We start from the raw sequence: 21,567 nt of genomic DNA on the forward strand, positions 1-21,567 counted from the left end.
TTGGGAGGATCAAGGCAGAGGAGAAGCGCCGAGGTGGGGCGCAGGCTGAGGGAGGAAACCAGCAACATCTTCTAGACAAACCGCAAGGACGAAAAGATGGCGAAATTTACGGTTATCATTCCTTACTACCAGAAACAGGCTGGAATTCTGCAACGGGCGCTGGAGTCCGTTTTCGCGCAGAGTTACCAGAATTTCGATATCATCATTGTCGATGATCAGTCGCCCTTCCCGGTGGAAGTCGACCTCGACAGCCTGCTGCAGGAGCAGCGTGCGCGCATCAAGGTGATCAAGCAGCCGAACGCCGGGCCCGGCGGAGCGCGCAACACGGGCCTTAACAACGTGACGGCGCAAACGGATTTTGTCGCCTTTCTCGATTCCGACGACCTTTGGACCAAGGATCATCTCAAGAACGCCCACGATACGATGACCCGTTTCGGATCGGATTGCTACTGGGCTTCGATCACCGGCGGCGACGCCTTTCACTACCATTTCAGGGTGTCCGAACTGCAGAAAACCGAGACCGTAATCCGGCTTTCCGAGACCCCGCTGGTTCTCGAAGTTCCCGAATTCCCCAAGGTCATGCTCCGGGATTGGAGTTTCTTGCACCTGTCCTGCATGGTTATCGGGCGAAAACTGTTCGAGGCTCTCCGCTTCGAAGCGGAACTTCGTCTGGCGGCAGAAGATGTGCTGTTCTTTTGCGATTGCTCGATTGCGGCCGAGCGGGTCATCCTCTGCAACGACCCGGGTGCGGTGCGGGGAGAGGGCGTCAATATCTTCCACAGTATCGATAGTGATTCTCCGCAGTTTCTCACGCAGCAATTCAACACGTGGGTTGCACTCGATACGCTGGAGGGGCGGTTTCCACGCAAAACGGCGGAAGCCGCATCCATCCACACCTACAAGCATACCGCTAGAAAACAGGCTCTCTGGAGCCAGGCGCGGTTGGTCAAGCGGCGGAAGATGCCGCAGTTCAATCTCCTTGCACGCTGGGTCTGGCGCGATCCCAGACTGTTGCAAAGTGCGCTTCAGCTTGCCGTCGGCAAATTATCACGATAGCCTTCGCAGGTGCAGCATTTTTTTGCTGTGCACACTGACATCCGTGACTGCACCGGCATGTCGTGTCATTTCACGTCCCTTGGCAATGCAGACAGGAGTTGGTCATGGACCCGTATTACTGGGAATCGCAGCACGGAAACTTCGGCGACGATCTCAATCTGTGGCTCTGGGATTTTCTGATCCCGGGCTTTCGCGACGTTCACGCGGAAACCCTTCTCGTCGGCGTCGGGACGGTCCTCAACCGTGCGCTTCTACCGGAGGGCCGGCATAAGCTGGTGCTGGGAAGTGGCTTCGGCTACGGTACCTTACCGGACATGAGTGATAAACGCGAATGGGACATTCGCTGCGTGCGCGGCCCTCTGACGGCGCAGAAGGTGGGCATTGATCCAAAACTCGGCATCATTGACCCGGCCGTCATGGTCGCGGAAATGCCCGAATTCAAAAACCTGCCGAAAAAGCACAAGAAGAGCTTCGTTCCCCACTGGGAATCGGCTGCCGCCGGCATATGGCCCGTCATTTGCGGAACCGTCGGCCTGCACTACATCGATCCGCGCGGCGACGCCAAGGAGGTCATTCGCGAGATTGCCCAGTCGGAATTGATCGTCGCCGAATCGATGCACGGCGCCATCCTTGCCGACGCGTTCCGCGTGCCGTGGGTCGCGGTCACGACGTCCAACAGCATCAACAGCTTCAAATGGAACGACTGGGCCCAGACCGTTGGTGTTACCTATCGTCCACGTCACGTTCCCGTATCAACCCGGGCCGAAGCGATCGCCAAGGGCGCGCGTTTCTGGGGCATTGGCTTCGATACGAGGCAACCGGCTCTGGAAGATCCGAACAAGCGGCAGATCGATGACAGCGCGATGGTTGCCGTGCGAGATCCCACGCAGACCTCGCTGCGTGTTGCCGCAAAGCAATTGCTCGCCGCGCCTTCGGCCCTGTCGCTGTGGCAGGCCGCACGCGCCACGCAGCAGCTGAGCGCCGATCACGTTCTGGCTGAGCGCAAGGAGCGCTTTCTGGACGTCATTGAGAGCGTGCGCCGCGCCTACCTCTAATGCATGTCGCCCAAAAGTGTGCAGCGGTTTTGGGACAACGACATGCATAAGAACAAAGACCTAAAGCGCATCGCGTGAATCCGTTTTGACGCGATGCGCTTTAGTCGCGGCCGCACGATCCAAGGGCCATCAACCCCACTGCATAATTCCTTAAATCGGGAATCAATTTAAGGACAAAATTATGCAGCAGTTTCAAAATTCTACAGCGTCCTTTGCGCGTCATATTTGACGCGGGGCGCGCTAGCCTCAGGCGGCAGTTGATGGCGGCTGCAGGAGATAACGCAGCGCGCCCGATCCGCCGAGCGCCACCGGCGCCGTTTCGGGCTGCCGGCGAAAACGCTCGGTCTTGTCGGCAAGGATTCCACCGGCAATCGCCGGGATCGCGGATGGCTTGCCGAGCGCGTAGAGCAGGGCGGCCTTCGGGCCGGATTGCCGCTTGATGTCGAGGAATTCCCTCAGCTCGTATCGCCCGCGAATATGCCGCTCGTGCCTGCCGATCAGCGCCCTGGCCTGGTCGGAAAGGTCGGTCTGCGACAGGATTGCCCTGTCGGCCTCATAGAGCCGCTTCAAATCGATCGTACGATGGCTGCCGCTCAGCGAATTGCTGCGAACGACCGCGCCATAGCCGCAGCTGTGAATGATCTTGTAGCGCGCACCCTTCGCCAGCGCGCGGGCGTAGAGGTCGTAGTCCTCGCCCAGCCGCAGGCTTTCCTGATAGCGAAGCGTGTGCGCGTCCAGAAAATCACGCCGCATCAGCGGTTTAAGAAATCCGATCTCTCCACGTCGGACGCCACGCTTGGAGATATTGCCCTCGATGAATTCGCCGAGATCAAGAATCCGCGGCGCAGCCGGGAAGGTTTCAAGCGCAAGATGCGCGCTCGATGCCTTTTCCTCGTCGACAAAGGCTATGTTGTCGGCGATGAAATCCCAATCCGCCTGGGACAGAAGGCTTTTCAGTCGGCCGGCAAAGAAAAAATCATCGGCATCGAGGATCGCAAGCACGGGTGCCTTCGATAGCGAGATGGCGTGATTGCGGGCCGCCGCCGGTCCCCTGTTGATGTCGAAGCTCGCGACGCTCAGCCTGCCGGTCCCGTCATCCACTTGCCGGGAAACATCCGCGGTGCCGTCGCTAGAGCCGTCGTCAACGACGATCACCTCCGCGGTTTCAGGTTCCGCCAGCGCTGACTTGATAGCACGCCCGATCGTCTCGGCCGCATTCTTCGCGGCAATGATGACGCAGACATCGGCATTCGGTTTCATGATCATCTTCCTCTATCGCTGTCATGCCGAAACTAGGCCGGCTTTGAACAGGCGACAAGGCACGATGTTGCACTTGCGAAGAGTTTGCCGTCTTCGCGCTCTGCAAAAGGATACCGGAAATGGGAAATCAGGGGCAGTTTATCGGCGCGTTCAGGAGTTGAAGTGGCGCGGATTGTTAGGGACGCGAAGGGTTTTCGGCTCTTTGTCCTCGCCGGTCGATGCGGAAGCAGCGGAATGGCCCTGCGCCACTTTCCGGCGCCCCCTGCCTTCTTTTGTCACAAGCACCACGACGGCGACGAAGTATCCGGCCTGCAACAGAACGGCGCAGACCAGTGTCTGCCAGGCTGTTGTCCAGGCCGAGCCAGTCAAAAAGTAGGTTGCTATGGCAAAAACGGCCAAGCAACCCAACATGCTGACAAAAACACGTGGTGCAAACATCAGGACACCCTCAAGGCTACGTCTTGATTTGCGCGCATCATGGAAAAAGCACCTTCTCCTCTTAGGCGATTATTAACATATCGAACGTGGGCTGCAGATTCAACCGCCGCCGGGACACTATGTTTCATCTTTGTCAGAACCATTTACCGCATCAAATCTTAGCTCGCATTTAAATTCATCTGTAGATTGCGCGATAACTGGAAACATTTTTGGTGTCATCGGACACGACGATACGCCCGTCGACCACCTTGCATCGCCGACCCGGTACGACGGTCTGCAAATCAGTGCACGGAACAGGATTTTGCCACATTTCCGCCGTGCTTCCTTCTGGAGAAGCAATCAAAGGGAGAGTACTGTATTTTGCATACCCAAAGGTTGCGGAAAAACAGCTTTATTGGTCAACTTTTGTTACAAAATTAGCGGTTTTTAATAAAAACATGTGCAGTGCAAAATAATGTTGCATCGCAAAAATTACGCGCAAAAAATTGAATACCTGCGGTATAATGACAAGAGCTCAAAGCGTATTTAAATAGAACGTAAACGATTAAATCGCTTTAAATAAGAGTAAATTACGATTTCTTCTCAAGAACGTTTCAGTCAATATTGATTATTTCCTATATTTATCTTTGCGGTACGATGATATGATGCATTATAATCAAAATAATAATCGATTTTTTAATTTTTAACTTAAGGGCGGACCCGCTGAGTCGCGAAATGCGGCATGAAATCTGCCTTTAAAAAACAAAATCTACCTCTACACTCTCTCGTGTAATTGATGCCATGCGCCCCAAGGGGACCCGACCAATCGCCAACGCAAATGGAGTTATCTCCCATGAAGTCTGCGACTCGATCGGCAAGTTCGCCGTATTTTACGACCATCGAAGCCGGGGCACACCGGCCGATAGGGGGAATATCAAAGAGGGGGTTCGACATCGTTGCAGCGTCTCTGGCGCTCATCGTCTTTAGTCCGATTTTTCTGCTTCTCATGGCCCTGGTGAAGTTTTCGGATGGCGGCAGTGTCTTTTATGGACACCGCCGCGTGGGTCACAATGGTCGCTTCTTCAAGTGCCTCAAGTTTCGGACCATGGCGCCGGATGCAGACAAGATCCTGCAGGATCATCTGCGCAAGAATCCCAAAGCCTATGAGGAATGGCAGGCGACCCGCAAACTGCAGGACGATCCGCGCGTTACGGTCGTCGGCAGCGTGCTGCGCAAATTGAGCCTTGACGAGCTCCCGCAACTCCTCAACATCATCCGCGGTGACATGAGCGTCGTCGGCCCACGTCCCGTCGTGGAAGACGAGCTTGAGCTTTATGAAACATCGGCGGTCTACTATCTGAAGTCACGCCCCGGCCTGACCGGACTGTGGCAGGTCAGCGGACGCAACGATGTTTCCTATGCTGCACGGATTGCCTTCGATACCCACTACGTCACCAACTGGTCGCTGATCAACGATGTCGTCATCGTAGCAAAGACAATTCCCGCCGTCTGCCTGTCCCGAGGCAGCTACTGATCTCAGTCTTCAGCCTCGTGATACGCCGCTTCCGTCGTCACGTCGGGATCGGCTTTGTTAATTAAGTGAGGGATTTTTATGAAAAGAAGTCTTTGTCTAGGACTTCCTGCCCTTGGCAAGCGAGCCGCAGGCGCGGCGCGCCTTTCCGCACTCGCGCTCGCAATCAGCGTTTCGGGTCTCCAGGTGGCTCTTGCCGACGATTACACACTCGGCGCCATGGACAAGTTGAGAATCCGCGTTGCAGAGTGGCAGACCGCCGAAGGAACCGTCAGGGATTGGTCTGCCGTCAGCGGCGACTACACGGTTGGCGCGTCGGGCGGCATTTCCCTGCCGTTTCTCGGTACTCTGCCTGCCTCGGGAAAAACGACGTCCGAGGTCGCCGATGAAGTCGGGCTGCAGCTTCAAAAACTGTTCGGCTTGCCGGACCGTCCGTCTGCCTCGGTGGAACTTGCCCAGTACCGGCCGATCTATCTGGCCGGAGACGTCCAGACGCCTGGAGAATATCCGTTCGCGCCGGAGATGACGGTCCTGAAGGCGGTCAGCCTTGGCGGCGGACTGCGTCGGGCCGAAAGCGGTCAGCGTTTTGCACGCGATTTCATCACGGCCCAGGGCGAATCCTCCGTACGGATTGCCGAGAGAAACAGGCTTCTCGTCCGGCGCGCACGGCTGCAGGCAGAAATCGCCGAGAAGAGCGACATCGCCGTTCCCCCGGAACTGAAAAACGCCGCCGATGCGGCAAATCTCGTCGGGAGCGAAAAGGCCCTGATGGTCTCGCGCGACAAACGCTTGAAGCTTCAACTGACGCAGCTTGCGGAGTTGAAGTCCCTGCTGCAGAACGAAATCGAGGCACTCGGCAAGAAGTCCGTCACCCAGACCCGACAACTGGAACTGGTGATGGAAGACAAGGACCGCGTCGATACACTGGCGGAAAAGGGGCTCGCGCTGAGCGCGCGCAAGCTCACCGTCGAACAAAGGGCGGCAGATCTGCAGGCGGCCCTGCTTGATATCGACACTGCGTCTTTGAAAGCCAAGCAGGATGTCAGCAAGGCCAATCAGGACGAGACCAACCTTCGAAACGATTGGGATGCCCAGCTCGCCCAGGAACTGCAAAACACCGAAGCGGAACTGGATACGCTGGCTCTGAAACTCACCACCAGCCGCGACCTCATGACCGAAGCACTCCTGCAATCGGCCGACGCGGCGCAGACGCCGCAAGCCGGGGCGGTTGCCAGCATCACCTACTCCATCGTCCGGCAGAAGGATGGAACGTCAACCAAGATACCGGCGGACGAAGGTACCCTTGTCCTGCCGGGCGACGTCGTTAAGGTCGAGCCCATGGCTGTTACCCAGTGATGAGGCCCGATTGGCCGATGATCCTGCTTAAACCGTGAACCGCAGACTATCGGCAGATCGAAGGAGAGGGCTTCGCATGACTGAGACATCGGCGCGAAAACACGGGCCAGGTCTGAACACCGATGGCGACGCAACTGATGCGGAGATAAACCGAAAACTGACCGAGCATTTGAGAGCGAACGCAATCAAGATCACGGCAGATGCGGATGTGCTGAAACCGCCGCGACAGTCCGGCAGCCCTGGCCGGAGACCTGCCCTGATACCAGTGAGGGCCTTCGGCATGGCAATTGCCCAGATCTTCGGTTTGGTGGCGCTCGTCGTTCTCATGATCTTCGCTTCGATCCATGCCTACCTCTACGAAAAAGAGGCGAGGTAAAGGGGTGGATTTCGACAGCCTGCCCCGTTTTCGGCTGAGTTGGTGCCCCATGTTGACCTGCGGGAAGAGTTAGCACCCGGTTGCCGCCATCCAGGGCGGGCGCGAGGGAGGCACTGGTTCTCTGGATGCGGCCAAGGCGAGGCTGGCGGTTGCCAGTGGCAGCGACACCGCCCATTTACCCTGCTGAGAATTTGCGATACGCCCCGCGGAACATGCCCTTTGGCCGCCGCAACGTTTTGGACCTCGCGCACACATGATTCGTATTGACAGCATCAGCAAGCAGAACAGCCACCGTCTGCTCTTCATCGAGGCCTCCGCGGCGCTCAACAAGGGCGAGAAGATCGGCCTCGTCGGTCCGAACGGGGCCGGCAAGACGACGCTCTTCCGGATGATCACCGGCGAGGAGCAGCCCGACGAGGGGCAGGTGTCCGTCGATAAGGGCATGACCATCGGCTACTTCAATCAGGACGTGGGCGAGATGGAGGGCCACAGCGCCGTCTCCGAGGTGATGAATGGCGCCGGCCCGGTGAGCGACGTTGCGGCTGAATTGCACGAACTCGAGGCCGCCATGTCGGACCCGGACCGGGCTGACGAGATGGACGCGATCATCGAGCGCTACGGCGAGGTACAGGCGCGCTACGAGGAACTGGACGGCTATGCGCTGGAAGGCCGCGCACGCGAGGTTCTGGCAGGTCTGAGCTTCAGCCAGGAGATGATGGACGGGGACGTCGGCAAGCTGTCAGGCGGCTGGAAGATGCGCGTGGCGCTGGCCCGCATTCTCCTCATGCGGCCGGATGCCATGCTGCTCGACGAGCCGAGCAACCACCTGGATCTCGAAAGCCTCATCTGGCTCGAGGAGTTCCTGAAAGGCTATGACGGAGCGCTGTTGATGACCTCGCACGACCGCGAGTTCATGAACCGCATCGTCACCAAGATCATCGAGATCGACGGCGGATCGCTGACCAGCTATTCGGGCGACTATGCCTTCTACGAGCAGCAGCGGGCGCAGAACGAGAAGCACCAGCAGGCCCAGTTCGAGCGGCAGCAGGCGATGCTCGCCAAGGAAATCAAGTTCATCGAGCGGTTCAAGGCGCGCGCCTCGCACGCAGCGCAGGTGCAGAGCCGCGTGAAGAAGCTGGACAAGATCGAGCGGGTGGAGCCGCCCAAACGCCGCCAGGCGGTGGCGTTCGAATTCCAGCCGGCGCCGCGCTCGGGCGAGGACGTGATAAACCTCAAGAATGTGCACAAGAGCTATGGCAGCCGCAGCATCTATGAAGGGCTGGACTTCATGGTGCGCCGCCGCGAACGCTGGTGCATCATGGGCATCAACGGCGCCGGTAAATCCACCCTCCTGAAGCTCGTTGCCGGTTCCGCCGCGCCGGATCAAGGCAGTGTCGCTCTGGGGGCCAGCGTCAAGATGGGCTATTTCGCCCAGCACGCGATGGATATTCTGGACGGCGAGCGCACCGTGTTCCAGTCGCTGGAAGACGCGTTCCCGAAGGCGGGGCAGGGACCACTGCGGGCGCTGGCGGGCTGTTTCGGATTTTCCGGCGATGACGTGGAGAAGAAGTGCCGGGTGCTGTCGGGCGGCGAGAAGGCGCGGCTGGTCATGGCGATCATGCTGTTCGACCCGCCGAACCTCTTGGTGCTCGACGAACCCACCAACCACCTCGACCTCGACACCAAGGAAATGTTGATCAAGGCACTGTCCGAATACGAGGGCACCATGCTGTTCGTTTCGCACGACCGGCATTTCCTCGCAGCACTCTCCAATCGGGTGCTGGAACTGACGCCGGAGGGCATCCAGCAATATGGCGGTGGCTACACCGAATATGTGGCCCGCACCGGCCAGGAGGCGCCCGGCCTGCGCAGTTGAGTTGAGCGGTTGGCAGCCGCTCAGCCATTCCCAGATAGGTTTCAGGGGCTATTCTTTGCGATTCTGTCGCGCGACACATGAGCGCCAACAACATCAAGTTCTCGACCATCCTGCTGCAGCAAAGGACGTCCCGACACGCAGACGCGGTTTCGGCCCTGCGATTTCGCCTGATAGAGTGCGACATCAGCTGACTGGATCAGATGGGGCCAGCATGTAGATCCGGGGCCGACACTTGCCACACCGAAGCTCGCGCTGATCTGTAGACGGGATCCTTGACCGGACAGTCTAACAGGGTGTTCCTCGATGGCTGTTCGCAAGGCGTTGGCGAGCCTGGCAGCCGCATCAAGATTTCCATCGGGGATGAGGACGGCGAACTCCTCCCCGCCGAAGCGAGCAGCGATGTCGGATGACCGCACCGATGACCGCAGCAGCGCGGCGACCTGACGCAGAACCTCGTCGCCGGCGAGATGGCCATGTGTATCGTCGACGCTTTTAAAATGATCGATATCGAGCAAAATCAGGCATGATGGCGGACCGGCTTTGTTCTGGACGACCAGAACCTGACCGAAGCGTTCGAAGGATTGCCGGTTCCACAGGCCGGTCAACTCATCCTTTTCAGCTTGTTCTCTCAGCTCTGACATGAGCGTATCCCGCTCACGCAGGCGCTCGCGAAGGAACTGGAGAGCGTCGTAGACGCGCTGCATCTCGCGAACCCGGGTTCGAAGCGGCTTGCTCCCTGGATCACGAACTTCGGCGAGCGAGAGAATGTCTTCCCGCAAGGAAAATAGAGGCACTAATACAGACGCGTGGATCAGACGCAGTAAGCCGGCGAGGACCACAAGAGCCGCCGTGACGGAAAGGCAGGCAATCATCAGCTGCTCGAGCGCCGCGTCGCGCTTGTATGTGAATGTTTGCATCGCCTCGGCAAGGAAGTTCGTCCTGAACTCTTCGAGCGGTCGCAATGTTTTAACGAACTGAGTAGGTGAGCTCGTCGGCTGCGAGCGAATGTTTGCCCGATACTCGCCCTTCGCCGGTTACTCTGTCGATGATTGCAAGTCCGCCTCCGAAGAATGTCTTCTCGATCTCCTCAGGAACGGCTCGCGCTTGAGGCCGGGATTGATCGCTCTTATGTCGGGCGAGTGGAGCGTGGGATGGAGAATGTTACCGTCGCGACGTTGGAAGCGTTCGCAGCCGTTCTCCAGGTCAATGTCGTTGCGCTGTTCGCGCCACCGCCCGCGTCCCTTCGATCAGGACGAAAGCCCAACGAGCGTTGAGCGAAAAAGGGCATTGCGCAAATCGTTGCAATCTCACTTCACCGTCAGCGGCAAGTCGTTCTCTGGAAGGCGCGCTCCGAAGAGCGATCTTTTCACATCGGTGGAGGGACGCAACGCTGTCGAAAGGCCAGTATGCGCCATCTTCGGTCGGTAGTATCATATCGTAAGCGCCCCTCCATCGGCGCTCGCCGCGGTTTAAGAAGCTTGAGGCCGGATTTGCGATGTCATCGACCGAGTTTCATCTTGTCACGCAATGGATCGTCGATTCATCGGTTGAAGATGTCTGGCGGGTGCTCAATACGCCTGAGACCTGGCCCGACTGGTGGCCGTCGGTGAAACAGGTCGATCTTTTGCGCGAAGGCGACGAGGCGGGCATCGGTTCCGTTCTTAGGATACGATGGTCCACCGCACTGCCTTACGACTTGGCCTTCGAGATGCAAACGGTCAGGGTGGAACCGCTTTCGATCATCGAGGGCCGAGCCTCCGGCGAGCTTGAGGGCATCGGCCGATGGACGTTGCAACCCAAAGGCGCCAAATGCCATGTGCGCTACGACTGGATCGTCGAGGTCACAAAGCCTTGGATGGTCAGATTTTCATTCATCCTGAAGCCGATCTTCCGCTGGAACCATAACGTCGTCATGGAGCGCGGCCGGCGCGGTCTTGTGCGTCATCTCGCCCGCGATGGCTGAAAGACGTCGCCTCGACTGTAGGCCTTGTTCCGATCGACAGACGGACACTGTTCGACCGAGCGCGCCGGCATGATCCCATATCATGCAGCTTTAAGCACGCCCTTCCCAGATCCGTGCCAGTTCGACGAGCGTCTTGACGGCCTTTTCCATGTCCTGCCGGCTGACCCATTCGAGCGGGGAGTGAAAGGCGTGACCGCCCGCGAAGATATTGGGGCAGGGCAGCCCCATGAACGATAGCCGCGAACCATCGGTACCGCCGCGGATACTGCCGCGCACCGGCTCCATGCCGGCGCGGCGGATTGCCTCGATGGCGTTTTCGACGAGCTGCGGATGACGGTCCAGTATGGCCTTCATGTTGCGATATTGCTGCTTGACCTCGAAGGTGTAGGACGAACCCGGATAGTCCGCCATTACGCCCTTGACGAGTGTCTCAAGCATGGCTTCCTTGGCTGCAAGTCCCGCATCGTCAAAATCGCGAATGATGAAACTCAGGACCGCCTTTTCCATCGAGCCGGTCACGCCCGTCGGGTGAACGAAGCCCTCTCGGCCCGCGGTCGTCTCAGGTGCTGCGTCCTTCGGCAGCCGGCTGAGAATTGCGCCGGCGATCTTGGCGGCATTCTCCATCTTTCCCTGAGCGAAGCCGGGATGGATGGCGACGCCCTGAATGGTGATCTCGACGCCATCGGCCGAGAAGGTTTCATCCTCAATATGCCCGGCTGTTTCGCCGTCGACCGTATAGGCGAACTGCGCGCCGAGCTTTTCGAGATCGACCTTGTCGACGCCGCGGCCTATTTCTTCATCTGGTGTGAAGAGGATCTTGATCGTGCCATGCCGGATGTCCGTATTGTCGACCAGGAACTGCGCTGCGGTCATAATCTCGGCTAGGCCGGCCTTGTCGTCGGCGCCGAGCAAGGTCGTGCCATCGGTCGTGATGATATCGTTGCCGATCTGGTCGCGCAGCGCCGGATTGTCGCTGACGCGAATGATCTGCTGCGGATCGCCTGAAAGCTGGATGTCGCCACCGGTATAGTTCCAGACGATTTTCGGCTTGACGTTCATTCCGGTGAAGTCGGGTGCCGTGTCCATGTGCGAGCAAAAGCAGATCACCGGCACAGGCTTGTCGACATTGGACGGAATGGTCGCATAGACGTAGCCATGCTCGTCGATGTGCGCATCGGACAGGCCGATTGCCAGCAATTCTTGGACAAGCATGCGGCCGAGGTTCTTCTGCTTCTCGGTCGAGGGTTGCGTCGGCGACCTGGGATCCGATTGGGTATCGATGACGACATAACGAAGGAAGCGATCGACAACAGTATCCGTCATGGGCTCCGGTCCATTTTTCTTGCTCGTGACAAACGGCTATAGCCTTCGCCGGCGGTGCCGTGAATGGAATTTTCGCTTTGCCGTGTCGTTTTGAAATGGCAACGCGCTGTTCCGTCTGTCATGGCCCCGTCTTGGTCATTCGATTCGACCGACTGAGCGGAGTATCTTGAATTGCGTTTCTTCGTCCTGCTGGCCGAGCGCAGCCATCAGGTCTCGCATCGTACGTCGCAGGCTGTAAAGCTGATCCACAAGTTCCATGACAAGGTCCACACCCGCCTCGTTGACACCCATGTCGCGGCTCATCTCGATGATCAGTCGACCGCGTGCGAAATCCGCATCGCGAAATTGCGGTTCGGGGCCCGTCGTGTCGGGAACAAGCCAGCCCTGCTCGATCCACACGGCGAGAACTGGCGGGTCAATCTTAAGCTTCAGGCAAAATTCAAGCTCGTTCATGGTGCCATCCCCATGCTCTTTCTCGGATCCTGTCTGTTTGCCTCGGACCATTCCTTCATGAAAGCGGTGAGACGCGGATCGGGATTGTCGGGCAACACGATCTTCAGCGTCACAAAAAGATCGCCGCGGCCACCGCCCCGCGTCGGCACGCCTTTACCCTTCAGACGCAAGATCTTGCCGCTGTTGGAATGTGAGGGCACCGTCAGCGTCACTGGACCGGTGGGTGTCGGTGCGCGGATTTTGGCGCCGAGGACCGCTTCGCTCAGCGAAATTGGCAGATCCAAGCGAATGTCGTTGCCGTCGCGCTCGAAGAAACGGTGTGGTCGCACGTGAACCTCGACGAACCCGTCGCCCGGAGGCCCGCCGCCAAATCCCGGCTCTCCCTTGCTGCTGAGACGCAATGTCTGTCCATCGCGTGTTCCCGCAGGGATTTGAACGTCAAGGGCGGTGCCGTCCGGCAGTCTCACCTGGGTTTTGGCGCCGTTCACGGCATCGAGAAAATCGACCTCCATCGAGAAATAGCGATCTTGCCCCTTCGAACGGAACTGACCATCGTGCGTGCGGCGGGAAAAGAAAGCGGAAAAAGGATCTTCCGTCTCGCCAAAATCGGCAAAGCCGGCGCTGTTATGATAAGGATCACCCGGGCCGCTTGCCGACGCATAGTCGCGGTAATAATTGCGGGGTGCCTGCTCAGCACCCGACATATCGATCTCACCGCGGTCAAATCGAGCCCGTTTCTGCTCGTCGCTCAGAAGCTCATAGGCGGTGGAGATTTCCTTGAAGCGCTCCTCCGCAGGGCCGTCGCCGGGATTGAGGTCAGGGTGGTGTTTCTTCGCGAGCTTGCGGAATGCGCTTTGGATATCCTTTTGTGTGGCGTCCCGCTTCACGCCCAAAATGTAGTAAGGGTCGCGGCTCATCAACGTCTCCCTGAAATACCGTTGTCGGGGCACGAGCCAATATAAGCTTTGCCCGCCTTGGATGCTAATCCGAACTTGAGCGTGCAAGCCGACGTAAAACGAAGGCGCGCGGTGCCTTGCGGGAGTCATCGATTGTCGGGCGAAGGATCAAAGAACCGATCGCCCTGTTCTTCTCACGCGATATTCGGCGCGCGCCGCCGAGTCTGCTTCCTAGCCGTGATTGGGGTACTGCAGGCGAAAGTATATCCGAACCATGGCGTTCCCAACCGATAGACAATCCTTTTCGGATAGTTGATAACTCATTGACAGCGACGGTCAGGGGGAAGCTTCCTATGGATTTCACAGTCATCGATGCTGGTCTGGTGGCAAAGCTTCTCCTGCTCCTGCTCGTCGGCATGGGACCGAAAATTGCACTCGTGCCGTTCCTGGAAATGACCCAGGCCTTCGATGCGAAGACAAAGGCGGCGATAGGCCGCCAGATGGTCTTGACGGCGGTCGTCACGGCTCTGATCATTTTTGCGACCGGCGCTTTGCTGATGCGGCTGTTGCATATCACCGGCGGTGCGGTTGCGGTTGCCGGCGGCATTGTGCTTGCCCTGCTTGCGCTCAAAATGGCGGCTGGGCCGACCGAAAAACACCATGACGACCTCGGAATGCCGGTCGACCCGGCAAAAATCGCGGTCTTTCCCCTTGCTGTTCCCTATATGCTCAATCCCGTCGGCATTACGGTGCTCATCATTGCATCTGACGAAGTCGTTTCGATCGCCAGCGCCGGGCTCGTTGTCGGCCTGGTCCTGCTCGTCGCGGCCTTCGACTATCTGGTGTTTACCAATATCGATGCGTTGGCAAAGCGCATGAAGCCGGCCAGCCTTGTCATTTCGGAGGTCGTCTTCGGCATCCTTTTGACCGCGGTCGCCGTCCAGCTTTTCGTTACCGGCCTTGTTAATCTCGGGATCATCAGCGCGAACGTCACTCATTGATGATGCGAAATTTCGCTTCGTCCTCTCGCATCGTAGGGCGACGCGTTTGAAACGTTTGAGCTTGTCGACGGCTTGTTGGATGCGGGCATATCCATGAGTGCGGGCCTGGTGCGGAGCTTTGTGTGCTACGCGAACCACCCAAACGCTGCGATGTTGCAGGAGCGTCATCTGATAGGCTCTGTTCGCCTGGACGCGATGATCACTATCGGCCCGCTACGGACGAACGACGCGTCCCGCCCGCAGCGGGTAATTGCAATGACAGTGCTGTTCGTCGTAAGCATTTCGACCGCTTGATTTCAGAGGAGACGCAGCATGGACCGATTCACCGGCGGTTGCCTGTGCGGCAGCGTCCGAATTGTGGCGTCGGGACCCCCATACCGGGTCGGCCTTTGCCACTGTCTCGACTGCCGCAAGCATCATGGGGCCCTTTTTCACGCTTCCGCGGTGTTCCCTCAGGATGCGGTGACAATCGATGGAGAAACACGCGACTACGCCGGGCGGTTTTTCTGTCCCCGCTGCGGCTCGTCCATTTTCGCACGCACCGCAGACGAAATCGAAGTGAACGTAGGATCCCTGGATGCCCCCGACCAACTGATGCCAACCTACGAAAGCTGGATCGTCCGTCGCGAGTCCTGGTTGCCGCTGTTTCCGCTCACGAGACGATACGACCGCGATCGTGACGCCACGAGCCGCTTTGAGGAGTAGGTCGCACGAACGGTGCCAAGGCGCCGCTACGAGGTGACAGAGGTTTATGCCTTGATCGACATCTCGAACCAGATGCTCGAGGACAGCGCCTTCGACATGGAAGGCGAAATCCGCGGCCGGGGCGCTATCGACCTCTGCGCATCCCGACCCCTACCGCGCCGCCGACGCTGAGGAATGGACGCGGCTATTCGAGATCAGCGAGGGCCGTTTTCCGCTTCCCGTCGCCCATCTTCAGGGCCGGATGCTTTTTACTGCGACTGGTTGAGGCTTTGCGGCACGATATCCGCCGGCCGTGCCGTCCGCTTGCCATTGCCGATGATATGAGGGAGAATCCCGCTCTGGCCCTCTTGAGGCCTGGACAGTCTCCCATGATCGGAGAACACATGTCTCTGAGACCTATTTTGGTAGCCGCAGCACTGGCGCTTTTGACGCTTTCAGGATGCGCAAGCACCGGATCAAACAACACAACCTACGCACAGCCGCAAGGGCTAGGCCCGGACGCTACGATCGGCGGTGATCGCAGCAGCGGCATGGGCGGCCCGAGTGGCTATTAGCTTGCGCCAAGCCCTGCTAAGTCCTCTTCCACCCATGTCCGGTAGCGATCGAGCGCGGGGCTGATATCCTCGCCTGTGCAGCGCATAAAGGCTTGCCTGGTGGGGACGTGGACGAATGCCCAGCCAAGGACGGACTGATAGCTCTCTGCCTGTTGGGAGCGACCGTCTGCTTCGACAACGCGGGTCATCGGGCGTTTTCTCCGCAATCTTGCTCCAGACCCATTCCGTCTTTTTCTCGGCGGGATTGATGGGCTCTCCCGCCTGGCGATCGCCGCGTGAGTTTGGCAACATGTGGATTTTATTTAAGAAAGCCTTGGCTGGGGGATATGGATTCTCGCATGATTTCAATGGCTTAGCTAGAACACCTTGAAATCCCCTCTGTTTTGCCATCGCGAGCGACCGTGGATGCCACCTTTGTGCCCTGGCTATGGGCATCAGTCAACAGGACGGTCGAGCGGCAATAATTTCCGCTTTGGGACCTCAAGTTTGCGGTGAGGCGAGGATAATGCGCGTGACAGCTTTGCGCCCTCAGAAAACACGTTGAAGTCGTCACTGGCGCTCCCTAAAGCGGATGGGTGACCGGGGAGCGATTTGTATGTCGCCACGAAAATTATCCTCGATAGCTCTTCCCGCAGCGATAATGTCATTTCAGAGTCGGCGCGGGAAGTTACGAAGATCCACACGCATCAAATCGAATGGGAGGCAACGGGACGGGATATGGAGATCGCATTGCTGGACGCAACGACTATCGCGAGGCGTCTGGCCACGCTCATCGAGAGGCACGAGCAGATCTCCATCGCAGTCGCCTGGGGTGACCTCACCGGAGTTGCCGACACGCTTCTCGCGAATACGGCCAAGTTTCAATCCGTGCTGCTCGGTGTCGATTTCTCGGCTACTGACCCTGATCTCATCGATCGCCTTGTCGACGTCCCCAACTCTTTCGTCGCTAAAAACCGGCCTGGCTGCTTCCATCCTAAGATCTTTTACTTCCAGTCAGGTGCCAAAGCCGAGGCCATTGTCGGCAGCGCCAACTTCACCAAGGGTGGTCTGGGCATAAACCTCGAAGCAAGCGTACATGTGCAAGGCGCGGCGAACGATGGCTTCTTCGAACAGGTTCGCGACCAGCTCGCGCGGTATAAGCCCCTCCATCTCCCGATCACCCGGAAACTTGCCGACAGTTACCGCCGTCAGTCCGACGCGGCGGACAAGGCGCCAAGGCCGAAAAGCCCCGTCCTACCCGGCGAGACTAAGGGCTGGGCGAGCGTCACTTCACCGCTCGCGACTATGTCGTGGAAAGACTTCGTAAAGCTCGCCCGGCAGGATCTGCATCACGACTTCAAAAAGCGGATGAAGCTGGTCCGAGAGATCCAACAGATGTTCGCTAAGACCGCCTCATTCAGGGACCTTGCGGTTGCCGAATGGAAGGGTATTGCCGGTGTCCTTGGGGGGGCTGAAGCCGAAGCGGCAGGTCTCAATGACTTCGACTGGGGCTGGTTCGGCTCAATGGGCGGCGCCGGCACGTTTGCGGAACTAATAGGACAGCAGGATGACGCCCTCGCAGCAGCCCTAGATTTAGTTCCGAAGCGTGGAGACGTGACCGAGCGCCAGTTCGACGACTATGTTACAGCCTTTACCGACGCCTTCTCGGGATCGGTACGCAAGGCTCGTCTCGGCCCTGCGACCCGGCTCCTTGCCATGAAGCGTCCCGACATCTTCGTATGTGTCAATGCCGGAAACACGATCGGTCTTGCCGAGTCTCTCTCGTTCGCGCCGACTACCCTGTCCCTGGGCAACTATTGGAAGCGCGTGATCGAGCCGATCCAGCAGGCCCCCTGGTTTTGCGAGCCACGACCGACGGGTCGTAACATGGAACTTTGGGACGCTCGCGTGGCCATGCTTGACGCAATCTATTACTCTCCAATGTCGAAATGAACAGGATGGGCGAGCGGCAATAACTTCCGTATTCTCAATCGATCTCCCCGCCATTGGCGCGGCTCTGCTCTCTCCACCGATAGCGCGTTACTTTATCCTTTAACTGCGGGCAAATGTTTGCATTGTGCCGAGCGGAACTCGGCGGTGGCTATACGCATGTCCGCTTCGATGCTGGACAAGCTAGCGGCAGATGGTTTCTAATGTCCGGGCACACTCTTCTGTTTCCTGTCACGCGTCGGCGATGACAAACTTCTCTGGCTCAACGGTCAGACGGTATCGTGCCTGCTCCCTTCTATTTGAACCCAACCCTTCTTCATCGGACGTGAGCAGGCGTACTTCTGCGGACACCCACCCGTTCTCGACCCGTACAGACGACACCGCGAGATGGATGCCTTTGCCGAGATCACTGGAATTAAGAGCGTCGTCAAGGAGAGGGGCGCCTTCCGCATTGACGCGGCCCCATCTAAACGCTTGGAGAATGAGCATCGCCAGGTACTGCGTGCGTGAGCGAGAGGGTAATCCCGTCACGATCCGTTGCAGTCGCGCCGACCACGGTCGCGAAACCCTCACCCGAAAGGCGCCGAACCTCGGCGGCCTGCTCGTGCACCGTTACGGGGACGAGATATCGCGGTATGTTCGAAGCCACTTTGGCGGCGACCACCGCGGAAGCCCCCAGGCCGACCAAGTGCGCCGTGATCTCTTCGAGCCTTGCGAAGCGGAAGCAATAGCCGCCAAACTTGGCGGCAGGACTTTGCGGCGCTGCGGAGAAGATGTGCACGTCATTGGTTAATGCCTCGTCGCTGCGAAATCCGAGTCCCTTGTTACCAATGCCTTCGCTGATCTCCTTGTCGCTCATGCCGATATTGCGGATCGCTTCAAGGTTGGAGTCAGTGAACGGCCGGCCCCTGTTCCCGACTAGCAGCAGGCCTTGCTCGGGGCTCTCGATGATGAGGCGGATTGCGATCTCGCCCTTCTCGCCAGGTGCGTGTGCGTCGTGGGCATTCTGGATAAGCTCAAAGAGGACGCGGTCGCCATATTGGGTACCGATCACGTCGCTGAGGCTCTTGAGGCTCTCGTAAACCTTAACATTGCGATAGTGCGCATCGAGTGCGTGCCCAAGTTGCGATCGGGTCAGCGCCTCAATGGCGCCGGCGGCTGTCGCGTTCGCCTTTTCGGCGACGCTATTGAGCGGTTCGTCTAGGTAGGCCATGTCTCAACCTCGATTGAGCTCGCCGGGCAGTCGAGCGCGATCGGCGGACATATCGTTAACTGCCGCATCCGGGCGTTCCACCTCACCGCGCGCGACCTCTTTTGCTACTTAGCGAATTCAAGGGGTTGAAGCCTTGCTCGTTCCGGAAATAATCTCCGCTGTCTTGCACCGCGTATAACGGACACTTCGTGGCGCATCGATTGCATCCCTTACTAAGCTTTCCATCGACGCAGGTACGTGTGGCAGCACGCCGCTCAGTTATAGCTAGATCTTCAGTGATTGCTCCGAGCATCTCTATGTCGATCACGTGGGCGGCTATAGCCGCAGCCCTGACGGCCTCGATCGTTGACGAAATTGTGGGGATATTGCCGGTGTGCTCTTCTCGCGTGACCGCAGCCAATATGTGAGCGGCGCCTTTCAAGCCCATGAGCGTAGCGCCGATGGCAGATGAAACATGATCCTGCCCGACGGCAACGTCTGTGGGGATTGGTCCCAATGGCATAATTGGGATGCCAGTTGACGAAAGAACGTCCGCGATTACGGCAATCGAACTCGGTCGCGCATGGCCAGGGGACTCGATAATGACCTCAGCCCCTTCACGTTTTATCTGTTTGGCCAGTTCTAGCTGTAGCCTGATTTCGGACATTTGTGCGGTATCGGCGCTGTCGAAGATGTTGGCAGACCGGAACGAAGCTCCAAGGCTGATCGTGGTCTTATACTTCAGGCAGATAGCAATGATGTCAGGCAATATGCGCAGATAAACGTTTTCCCGGCGTCGCGAGACCGCGAGGTCTTTGATGACAATGCCTCCGCCTCTGGACGTAAATGGCACTAATCGAGATTGTGCCTCCGAGATGATTTCCGGTGTGGGGGTAGGATGAATGGTGATGATACCAACCCCACCTTCGGCCTGTTCCCTAACACGATCCAGTAGTTCGTGCTCGTCAATACATCCGTCACGAGGTTCGACCGTATAAATCGGCAAGGTCGCAGCGAAGTAACCGTATCCAAGTACCGCTTTCCAAATGGGCGTTTGGTTTTGGACGATGCTCAAATCGGAAACAATCTGGCAAGGCGCTTCGGCTTCACGCAACGCATCCAGTTTGCGAAGCTGATCAGAAATATTGCGACGATGACTGGCACCGATTAGCGCGTTTACGCGCGTTGGCTTTCCGGGGCCGACGTCCAAAGCAATACCATCTGGACGAAAAATGGTGGTCACCAACTTCTCCAGTGAGGCATTTTTGCTAATGCTAGGTCTATGATTTCCGCAGGTTGCATCGGAGTGCCATCGTCAGTGGCAGTGAGATACCGATTGTCATTTGGGAGGAGTTTTCTGATATGCGCTATCTGGGCCAGATCAGTAGATGAACCTGCACCGTTCTCGGCGACTAACAGAATGTTGCAACCGAGATCAGCCGCAAGCTCGACCTCTGCTCGTGTTCCCATTCCCCCGTCGAAGGCTAAAATGGTGTTAGCAGATCGGAGCATCTCAGCTCGCCACTCCTTGAGGCGCGGCAAGAGCTGCGGATCGTCCGAAAGAGCGGGAACTTGGGCGTAAGGGTTGGCAAAGTATCTAATCCGCTCCCGGAAATCGATCCTATCCTTGGCTGCCTGATCTACAAATGCCTGTATGAAATTCCGACTTGCGCCTGTGGACTGTCCATCGAACAAGACAACTGACACTTCGGTTCGTTTGGCTAGTTCTCTACCGACGTCTTCAGCCAACTTGCTGTTCGCGTTGTGCCCTCCAGTGACATACATAGTCGGCCCCCGCGACCTGAGTGCAATGCTATCCAAAGCAGCCGCATACTCATCAAAGTTGTCCACGATTGCGCAGTCAATTCCAATTCGCCGCAGGTCCATGACCCACTGTTGTTGCCTTTGAATAGCATCCGGAGTTCTGCTCGGATCAGCCCTCTTTTGAAGCATGTAGCGCTGTTTCGGCACCTTATGCGCGAGCCTTCGCGCCTCGACCAAAATATTAGCTATATTGGGGTCACCGTAGCCGTAGCCGGCAAACAGAAAGGTCTTTCGCTGAAGATCGTTTCTCAAACGCTCCGCCATGAGTGGATGTCTTACGAAATAGTCCTCAAAATCTTCACGCGTTATTACAAGCTCATCCGCAGAGGAGCGATTTATGCATCCATGCGCTTTAATAATTTCGCGTCGTCCCGGCTCATGGTGGTGCGCTATGTCTGTGTCTCGGGAATGGACAACAGGAGCGCCAACCGGATATGCCGATTCCAAGAGGTCGTCATAATTCGTTGTCCAGACCAAATCGATGGCGCTCCGGGCGAGCGCCTGATGGTAGTGATTTGGCCTTGCCTTTGATTGTTTAATGGCAGTTTGAATTCTTGCGAACAACGAAGTGCGAGATCCAGCAGACATGTTAACGATATATTGAGCAATCCCCGGGAGGTCGTCTTCCTCTTTGATCTGCAGTCCCATTGGCTCCGCCAAGGGTCGCAATAGATCCATCCAGTTCGGAAGCTTTGAAGGCGTGGAGATGCCCGCGCCGACGAACGCGGCGGCATTTCCGGTAAATGCCGCCTTACTCACTTCTTCAACAAGCGTTTCCTTTGAAATCGTCGGATTCATCA

General features: G+C 57.8%; 21 protein-coding genes. 12 read left to right on the plus strand and 9 right to left on the minus strand.

Annotated elements, in window-relative coordinates; all coding sequences use genetic code 11:
* Positions 1-96 precede the first annotated feature (96 nt).
* Together WI754_RS09195 and WI754_RS09200 are read left to right on the plus strand one after the other, a co-directional pair.
* Complete coding sequence (locus tag WI754_RS09195; protein ID WP_349437379.1) at positions 97-1,056, plus strand: glycosyltransferase; 960 nt, start codon at positions 97-99, stop codon at positions 1,054-1,056.
* A 104-nt stretch (positions 1,057-1,160) separates the two neighbouring features.
* Positions 1,161-2,111, plus strand: coding sequence for a polysaccharide pyruvyl transferase family protein (locus WI754_RS09200; RefSeq protein ID WP_349437380.1), 951 nt, complete (start codon positions 1,161-1,163; stop codon positions 2,109-2,111).
* 246 nt (positions 2,112-2,357) lie between these two features.
* On the opposite strand, the gene WI754_RS09205 is transcribed toward WI754_RS09200, so the two are convergent.
* The gene (locus WI754_RS09205; RefSeq protein ID WP_349437381.1) at positions 2,358-3,371 is read right to left on the minus strand and encodes a glycosyltransferase family 2 protein; all 1,014 of its coding nucleotides are present in this window, start codon (positions 3,369-3,371) and stop codon (positions 2,358-2,360) included.
* Positions 3,372-3,521: 150 nt separating this feature from the next.
* Positions 3,522-3,809, minus strand: a complete 288-nt coding sequence (locus WI754_RS09210) for an exopolysaccharide production repressor protein (RefSeq protein ID WP_349437382.1) — start codon at positions 3,807-3,809, stop codon at positions 3,522-3,524.
* An 832-nt stretch (positions 3,810-4,641) separates the two neighbouring features.
* On the opposite strand from WI754_RS09210, the gene WI754_RS09215 reads away from it, so the two are divergent.
* The 4 genes from WI754_RS09215 to WI754_RS09230 all read left to right on the plus strand — a co-directional run bounded on the left by WI754_RS09215 (position 4,642) and on the right by WI754_RS09230 (position 8,927).
* The gene (locus tag WI754_RS09215; RefSeq protein ID WP_349437383.1) at positions 4,642-5,322 is read left to right on the plus strand and encodes a sugar transferase; all 681 of its coding nucleotides are present in this window, start codon (positions 4,642-4,644) and stop codon (positions 5,320-5,322) included.
* Between the two features lie 78 nt (positions 5,323-5,400).
* Entirely contained in the window at positions 5,401-6,675 is a 1,275-nt protein-coding gene (locus WI754_RS09220) for a polysaccharide biosynthesis/export family protein (protein ID WP_349437384.1), read from the plus strand.
* A gap of 76 nt (positions 6,676-6,751) precedes the next feature.
* A complete protein-coding gene (locus WI754_RS09225; RefSeq protein ID WP_349437385.1) occupies positions 6,752-7,051 on the plus strand; it encodes a hypothetical protein in 300 nt (99 codons plus the stop codon).
* A 253-nt stretch (positions 7,052-7,304) separates the two neighbouring features.
* On the plus strand, positions 7,305-8,927 hold the full coding sequence (locus tag WI754_RS09230) for an ABC-F family ATP-binding cassette domain-containing protein (protein ID WP_349437386.1): 1,623 nt from the start codon (positions 7,305-7,307) through the stop codon (positions 8,925-8,927).
* A 41-nt stretch (positions 8,928-8,968) separates the two neighbouring features.
* Here the strand turns inward: WI754_RS09230 and WI754_RS09235 are convergent, their stop codons facing one another.
* Positions 8,969-9,889: a GGDEF domain-containing protein gene (locus WI754_RS09235; RefSeq protein ID WP_349437387.1), complete on the minus strand. Its 921-nt coding sequence runs from the start codon at positions 9,887-9,889 to the stop codon at positions 8,969-8,971.
* Positions 9,890-9,997: 108 nt separating this feature from the next.
* Between WI754_RS09235 and WI754_RS09240 the strand changes: the two genes are divergently transcribed.
* Entirely contained in the window at positions 9,998-10,201 is a 204-nt protein-coding gene (locus tag WI754_RS09240; RefSeq protein WP_349437388.1) for a helix-turn-helix transcriptional regulator, read from the plus strand.
* A 221-nt stretch (positions 10,202-10,422) separates the two neighbouring features.
* The gene (locus WI754_RS09245) at positions 10,423-10,890 is read left to right on the plus strand and encodes an SRPBCC family protein (protein WP_349437389.1); all 468 of its coding nucleotides are present in this window, start codon (positions 10,423-10,425) and stop codon (positions 10,888-10,890) included.
* Positions 10,891-10,980: 90 nt separating this feature from the next.
* Here the strand turns inward: WI754_RS09245 and pepT are convergent, their stop codons facing one another.
* The 3 genes from pepT to WI754_RS09260 all read right to left on the minus strand — a co-directional run bounded on the left by pepT (position 10,981) and on the right by WI754_RS09260 (position 13,583).
* Entirely contained in the window at positions 10,981-12,213 is a 1,233-nt protein-coding gene (gene pepT / locus WI754_RS09250) for a peptidase T (RefSeq protein ID WP_349437390.1), read from the minus strand.
* Positions 12,214-12,348: 135 nt separating this feature from the next.
* A complete protein-coding gene (locus WI754_RS09255) occupies positions 12,349-12,666 on the minus strand; it encodes a chaperone modulator CbpM (RefSeq protein ID WP_349437391.1) in 318 nt (105 codons plus the stop codon).
* Positions 12,663-13,583: a DnaJ C-terminal domain-containing protein gene (locus WI754_RS09260; RefSeq protein WP_349437392.1), complete on the minus strand. Its 921-nt coding sequence runs from the start codon at positions 13,581-13,583 to the stop codon at positions 12,663-12,665. Before WI754_RS09260 ends, WI754_RS09255 begins: the two co-directional genes overlap by 4 nt.
* 332 nt (positions 13,584-13,915) lie before the next feature.
* Between WI754_RS09260 and WI754_RS09265 the strand changes: the two genes are divergently transcribed.
* The 4 genes from WI754_RS09265 (at position 13,916) to WI754_RS09280 (ending at position 17,754) form a co-directional block, all read left to right on the plus strand.
* Positions 13,916-14,563 (plus strand): MarC family protein, encoded by a 648-nt coding sequence (locus WI754_RS09265; RefSeq protein WP_349437393.1) that lies wholly within the window; start codon positions 13,916-13,918, stop codon positions 14,561-14,563.
* Between the two features lie 312 nt (positions 14,564-14,875).
* On the plus strand, positions 14,876-15,268 hold the full coding sequence (locus tag WI754_RS09270; RefSeq protein ID WP_349437394.1) for a GFA family protein: 393 nt from the start codon (positions 14,876-14,878) through the stop codon (positions 15,266-15,268).
* A 33-nt stretch (positions 15,269-15,301) separates the two neighbouring features.
* The gene (locus WI754_RS09275; RefSeq protein ID WP_349437395.1) at positions 15,302-15,439 is read left to right on the plus strand and encodes a hypothetical protein; all 138 of its coding nucleotides are present in this window, start codon (positions 15,302-15,304) and stop codon (positions 15,437-15,439) included.
* A 974-nt stretch (positions 15,440-16,413) separates the two neighbouring features.
* Positions 16,414-17,754: a phospholipase D family protein gene (locus tag WI754_RS09280; RefSeq protein WP_349437396.1), complete on the plus strand. Its 1,341-nt coding sequence runs from the start codon at positions 16,414-16,416 to the stop codon at positions 17,752-17,754.
* 463 nt (positions 17,755-18,217) lie between these two features.
* Here WI754_RS09280 and WI754_RS09285 read toward each other — a convergent pair whose 3' ends face one another.
* The 3 genes from WI754_RS09285 to WI754_RS09295 all read right to left on the minus strand — a co-directional run bounded on the left by WI754_RS09285 (position 18,218) and on the right by WI754_RS09295 (position 21,565).
* A complete protein-coding gene (locus WI754_RS09285; protein ID WP_349437397.1) occupies positions 18,218-18,964 on the minus strand; it encodes a hypothetical protein in 747 nt (248 codons plus the stop codon).
* Positions 18,965-19,046: 82 nt separating this feature from the next.
* Positions 19,047-20,186, minus strand: coding sequence for a phosphomethylpyrimidine synthase ThiC (locus WI754_RS09290; RefSeq protein WP_349437398.1), 1,140 nt, complete (start codon positions 20,184-20,186; stop codon positions 19,047-19,049).
* Entirely contained in the window at positions 20,183-21,565 is a 1,383-nt protein-coding gene (locus WI754_RS09295) for an SIR2 family protein (RefSeq protein ID WP_349437399.1), read from the minus strand. The genes WI754_RS09290 and WI754_RS09295 overlap by 4 nt, the downstream gene beginning before the upstream one ends.
* Positions 21,566-21,567: the final 2 nt, after the last annotated feature.

Source organism: Pararhizobium sp. A13, from assembly GCF_040126305.1.
In the GTDB taxonomy this organism is placed as follows: Bacteria; Pseudomonadota; Alphaproteobacteria; order Rhizobiales; family Rhizobiaceae; genus Pararhizobium.